At 57.4% G+C, this 5,653-nt stretch carries 5 protein-coding genes; 1 reads left to right on the forward strand and 4 read right to left on the reverse strand.

The window, feature by feature from the left end; translation table 11 throughout:
• From VMU57_RS13310 to rpsL, 4 genes are all read right to left on the reverse strand, one after another.
• Positions 1–130: GTP-binding protein (locus VMU57_RS13310; protein WP_325384183.1), on the reverse strand; the 130-nt coding region annotated here is incomplete at its 3' end.
• A 68-nt stretch (positions 131–198) separates the two neighbouring features.
• Positions 199–2,292, reverse strand: a complete 2,094-nt coding sequence (gene fusA / locus VMU57_RS13315; RefSeq protein ID WP_325384174.1) for an elongation factor G — start codon at positions 2,290–2,292, stop codon at positions 199–201.
• A 95-nt stretch (positions 2,293–2,387) separates the two neighbouring features.
• Positions 2,388–2,858: a 30S ribosomal protein S7 gene (rpsG, locus tag VMU57_RS13320; RefSeq protein ID WP_020715236.1), complete on the reverse strand. Its 471-nt coding sequence runs from the start codon at positions 2,856–2,858 to the stop codon at positions 2,388–2,390.
• 110 nt (positions 2,859–2,968) lie between these two features.
• On the reverse strand, positions 2,969–3,352 hold the full coding sequence (rpsL, locus tag VMU57_RS13325; RefSeq protein WP_014263802.1) for a 30S ribosomal protein S12: 384 nt from the start codon (positions 3,350–3,352) through the stop codon (positions 2,969–2,971).
• Between the two features lie 685 nt (positions 3,353–4,037).
• On the opposite strand from rpsL, the gene VMU57_RS13330 reads away from it, so the two are divergent.
• A partial coding sequence (locus VMU57_RS13330) for a S9 family peptidase (RefSeq protein ID WP_325384181.1) occupies positions 4,038–5,653 on the forward strand: 1,616 nt, incomplete at its 3' end.

Consider the following 5,653-nt stretch of genomic DNA (forward strand, 5'->3'; position numbering starts at 1 on the left):
TGTTCTTCGGGTTGTGCTTCGACAGCACCTTCGTGATCGCCGCCGTCAGCGTCGTCTTGCCGTGATCGATATGCCCAATCGTTCCAATGTTTACGTGCGGCTTTGACCGGTCAAACTTTTCCTTGCCCATGACTACTCTCCGTGTTTCCTTGCTTCTAAAGTGATATTGCTAAATTCGTTGTACTACGCGGCAGAAGCTTACTTGCTATCCTTGCCCTGCACCTTGGCAATGATCTCTTCCGAGACCGACCGTGGCGCTTCTTCATATTGCTTGAACTGCATCGAGTAGTTTGCACGGCCCTGTGTGGACGACCGCATGTGCGTCGCATAACCAAACATGGTGCTCAGCGGAACTGTCGCCTTGATCGCCTGCGTACCGCCAACCATCTCCATGCCTTCGATGCGGCCACGGCGGCTGTTCAAGTCACCGATGATTGTCCCCATGAACTCTTCGGGAACCGTTACTTCGACATCCATCATCGGCTCGAGCAGAACCGGCTTGGCCTTCTTCGCGGCCTCCTTGAAAGCCATGGAACCGGCGATCTTGAATGCCATTTCGTTCGAGTCAACATCGTGATAGCTGCCGTCGTAGAGCGAGACCTTGATATCGACCATCTCGTAGCCAGCCAGAATGCCGCGCAGCATGGCGTCCTGAATGCCCTGATCGATCGGCTTGACGTACTCCTTGGGAATCGCACCACCCTTGGTGTCGTTTGAAAACTCGTAGCCCTTGCCCGGCTCGTTGGGGCTGATACGGATCTTGCAGTGGCCGTAGTTACCCGAACCGCCGGTCTGACGAATGTACTTGCCTTCCGCATCCGAGTTGGAGCGAATGGTCTCGCGGTAAGCAACCTGCGGCTTGCCGACGTTGGCCTCGACCTTGTACTCGCGCATCATGCGGTCGACGATGATCTCAAGATGAAGCTCGCCCATACCGGCGATGATGGTCTGACCCGAATCAATGTCAGTATGAACGTTAAAGGTTGGATCTTCCTGCGCCAGCTTGGCGAGCGCCATGCCCATCTTTTCCTGGTCGGCCTTCGTCTTGGGCTCAACCGCAACTTCAATCACGGTCTTCGGGAAGTCAATAGACTCGAGCGCAATAGGATACCTTTCATTGCAGATCGTGTCACCCGTAACCAGATTCTTGAGGCCGACAGCAGCGCAGATATCGCCAGCGAGGATCTCTGTAATCTCTTCACGCTTATTGGCATGCATCTTCAACAGACGGCCAATGCGTTCCGTCTTGCCGGTACGCGGATTGAGCACCGAATCACCCGTCTTCAACTGGCCCGAGTAGGCGCGGATAAAGATAAGCTGACCGACAAATGGATCAGTCATGATTTTGAAGCCGAGAGCTGCGAAAGGCTCGCTATCGTCCGCGTGACGAAGAACCTCTTCTTCCATATTGTCGGGGTTGTGTCCAACGATAGCGGGAATATCCAATGGGCTGGGGAGATAGTCGACCACTGCATCAAGCAGCGTCTGTACGCCCTTATTTTTGAAGGCCGAACCGCAGAGCACCGGGAAGATCTTCATGGCGATGGTCGCCTTGCGAATACCAGCCTTGAGCTGTGCCTCGGTAGGCTCCTGCCCCTCAAGATAGAGGTGCATCAGCTCATCGTCATTCTCCGCGACGGCTTCGATCAGAGTGTGGCGCGCCTCTTTAGCAGTCTCCAGCAAGCCAGCAGGAATCTCTTCCACCGAATACTCGGCGCCCATCGTCTCATCGTGCCAGAGAATAGCCTTCATCGTGACCAGATCAATGACACCGGCAAATTTCGCCTCAGCGCCAACGGCAATATTCAAAGCCACTGCACGTGCACCCAGACGATCAACAATCGTCTTGGTCGCATAAACGGCATCGGCTCCTGCGCGGTCCATTTTATTGATGAAGCAGATACGGGGAACCTTGTACTTGTCGGCCTGCCGCCATACCGTCTCCGACTGCGGCTGAACACCGGCCACAGCGTCAAAGCAGGCCACGGCACCGTCGAGCACGCGTAGCGAACGCTCCACCTCGGCCGTAAAGTCTACGTGGCCAGGCGTATCGATGATATTGATGCGGATGTTTTTCCAGGTGCAGGTCGTCGCAGCCGACGTAATCGTGATGCCGCGCTCCTGCTCCTGCTCCATCCAGTCCATGGTCGCAGTGCCCTCATGCACCTCGCCGATACGGTGCGTGATGCCCGTATAGAAGAGGATGCGCTCGGTCGTCGTCGTCTTGCCGGCGTCAATGTGCGCCATGATCCCGATATTTCGGCAACGATTCAGAGGTGTAGTGCGTGCCACGGTCAATCTCTCATCTGCAAGCTTTCGCTCGCGGTAAAAAAGCGTTAAGGCAAGATCTGAAGACAAAAAAACTCTTCTACTGAGAAACTCTTGCTTTACCAGCGATAGTGAGCAAACGCCTTGTTTGCCTCAGCCATGCGGTGAACATCTTCCTTCTTCTTCATCGCGGCGCCACGGCCATTGGCGGCATCGAGCAACTCGGCGGTCAACTTCTCCACCATACCCTTCTCTCCGCGTGCGCGGCCATATGTCACCAGCCAGCGAATCGCCAGTGAAGTGCGACGCTCCGGCAGAACTTCGATCGGAACCTGGTAGTTCGCACCGCCAACGCGACGGCTCTTGACTTCGAGCAAAGGCTTGCAGTTCTCGATGGCCTTCTTGAAAAGCTTGAGGGCCTCGTCGCCACCCTTCTGCTCAAGGTTGGTCATGGCGGTATAAAAAATACCTTGCGCGGTCGACTTCTTGCCACCCCACATCATGGAGTTGACGAACTTCGTAACCAGGGTCGAGTTGTACACCGGATCCGGTGCAACTTCACGCTTCGCGATATAGCCTTTTCTGGGCATTGTTCTTCTCGTCTTCCTTCAGGGCTTTCACCCCGGTTCAGGACTGTCGACTTCTCAAGACCTGAACTGTTAAGTGTCAAATCTAAAATTCATGCGGCGAACCGCAGGGTTTACTTGGCAGCAGCCTTCGGACGCTTCGCGCCATACTTCGAGCGGCTCTGCTTGCGGTTGGCAACACCTACCGAGTCCAGCGTTCCGCGAACCACGTGGTAGCGAACACCCGGCAGGTCCTTCACACGGCCGCCGCGAATCAGCACAATCGAGTGCTCCTGCAGGTTGTGGCCGATACCCGGAATGTAGGTCGTGACCTCGATCCCGTTGGTGAGGCGAACACGCGCAACCTTACGGAGGGCCGAGTTCGGCTTCTTGGGGGTCTGGGTGTAAACGCGGGTGCAGACACCACGGCGCTGAGGCGAACCCTGCAGAGCAGGGCTGGCGGTCTTATAACGTGTGGGCGTGCGGCCCTGCTTGACGAGCTGATGAAACGTAGGCACTAGAACTCCTTGCGATTGCGCGCGATACCTTGAGTCGAAATCTTGTCAGGCGCGCAGAAGGTCAGGTGACTTCGCAATTTGTGTCGTACACACAAAAAGAATGAGGACGCTGAAGCGCCTCTTGCGAAGATCTGCCCTGCTTCGCGTCTGTAAAACCATTACCAGACGAAAACAGTCGACGGTGGCCGAGCGCATTTCCTCATTCAACAAGGAAGAGCCGACTCCGTTTCGCTGTCCCGGCCCGCATAGCCCATCCAGGGTGGAGGGTGTCGCAGGCACGATTGCGATAGGCCGCAGACTACGACACTCCAAAATCAAACCTGAGGAATGTCCTGCGGTGAAATCTCTTGTATCCAGTGTAACCCAAGCGGATATTCTCTGCCTGCGCGGGGTATGTCTCCACCCCATTTGCACGCCAGCGTTAGCTGACAGCGCAATCCGGATACTCGCGGAACCTTCTAACAATAGCAATTCCCTTAGATTTCGTCAACAAATTTTGCGCCCGCAAGCACCAAATAGAGGAAGAAGTCATAAGAATCGTAGCGGACAATTGCCCGTCCTCAAATCTGACCACAAATTGATCTCGCGAGCACTCAGCCGCAACGATCGATTTTTGTGCAAATAAGCTCTACGTCGAGACCGGGAAAGGAGTCTGCTGGCGAGCGTCCCATGCTAGCCTTTTCGCATGAATCGCGCCCGCATTCCGCTGCGTCTCTCGGCATCGTCCCTGATCCTCGCTCTCTCTGCCATCTGCCCGCTCCCCGCCCAGACGACCAATACAGTGTCTCGTAAAGACGAGCACATCGGCGCACTTATCCAGATGCTCAGCCAGACGAAAGATCCCACCGAGGCCGCGATCTCTCCTGACGGAAAGACCGTGGCATGGTCGGTCGAGACATCCGACGGAACCCAGATTCATCTGACCGACGTAGCCAATCCGGCAAGGGACAACATCCTCAGGACCGAGGCAGAGGCAACCGACTGCTCCAACGAAGCCCCCATCTGGTCGCCCGACGGCCAATGGCTCGCCTTCGATTCAACCTGCGCGGCGAAAGAAGACAAGCCCGATCAGGAGCAGATCTTCGTCTGGTCGAAGAAGACCGGCCAGTGCCGACAGGTCACCCACGTCACCGGCGAGATCGACATGCCCGTGTGGTCGCCCGATGGCCGCTCCATCGGCTTCCTATTCGTTGAAAACGCCACCCGCAACGCCGGAGCGCTCGCCGCCATGAAGCCGTGGAGCGGCGTCATCGGCGAGGACGGCATCGAAATCCAGCGTGTAGCTGTGGTAAATGTGGCCGACGGTACCGTCACGCAGCTCACCCCGGCCAACCTGCATGTCTACGAGTTCGACTGGTCGCCCGATTCGAAGCGCCTTGCCTACGTCGCCGCCAATCCTCCCGGCGAAAACAACTGGTGGGTCGCCCAGCTTTATGTGCAGACAGCAGAGAAGGACGCAACCCCGCAATCGATCCTGAGGCCGACCGAAGTCTCAGGCTCCCTCCACAACCTCCAGATCGCCGTCCCCCGCTGGTCGACCGACGGCAGGCAGATCGCCTTCATCGGCGGCCTGATGAGCGACCAGGGCTCCACCGGCGGCGACATATATTTAATCCCCGCCACAGGTGGCGAGTCACGGAACCTTACTCCCGAACGACCCGCGTCGGTAGCCTTCATCCACTGGCTCTCGCCCAAAGTCATCGGCCTCGCCGAGCACGTCGGCGGCAGCACCCGCATCACCTCCATCAATACGGAGACGGGCAGCGACCCCAAGGCAGTCGATATCACCTTCCCAGAAACCATCTGGGCCAACGAGCTGGTCATGAGCGTCTCCACCTCCAAAACGCAAGACGTCGCGCTCGTCCAAACCTCCTTTGAGAAAGGCCCCGAGGTCTGGGCTGGCCCTATCAACCATCTCAAGCAGATCACCCATCTCAACGACGTCCGGAAGCCTCTCTGGGGCAAGGCGGAAGACGTCCACTGGAGCAATGAAGGCTTCAAGGTCCAGGGCTGGCTCCTCTACCCGGCAAATTACGATCCCGCCAAAAAATATCCCCTTGTCGTCTATGTCCACGGAGGCCCCTCAGCAGCCGTCACGCCCCGCTGGCCCAACGCAGGCTATGGCGGCGTCCCCTTCTCCGCGCTCGGCTACTTCGTCTTCATGCCCAACCCGCGCGGCAGCTTCGGCCAGGGCGAAAAATACGTGCAGGCCAACCGCAAGGACTTCGGCTACGGCGACCTGCGCGACATCCTCGCCGGCGTCGACGCGGTGGAGAAGAAAGTACCGGTCGACGACAAGCG

The organism is Edaphobacter sp. (genome assembly GCF_035532915.1).
Lineage (GTDB): Bacteria > Acidobacteriota > Terriglobia > Terriglobales > Acidobacteriaceae > Edaphobacter.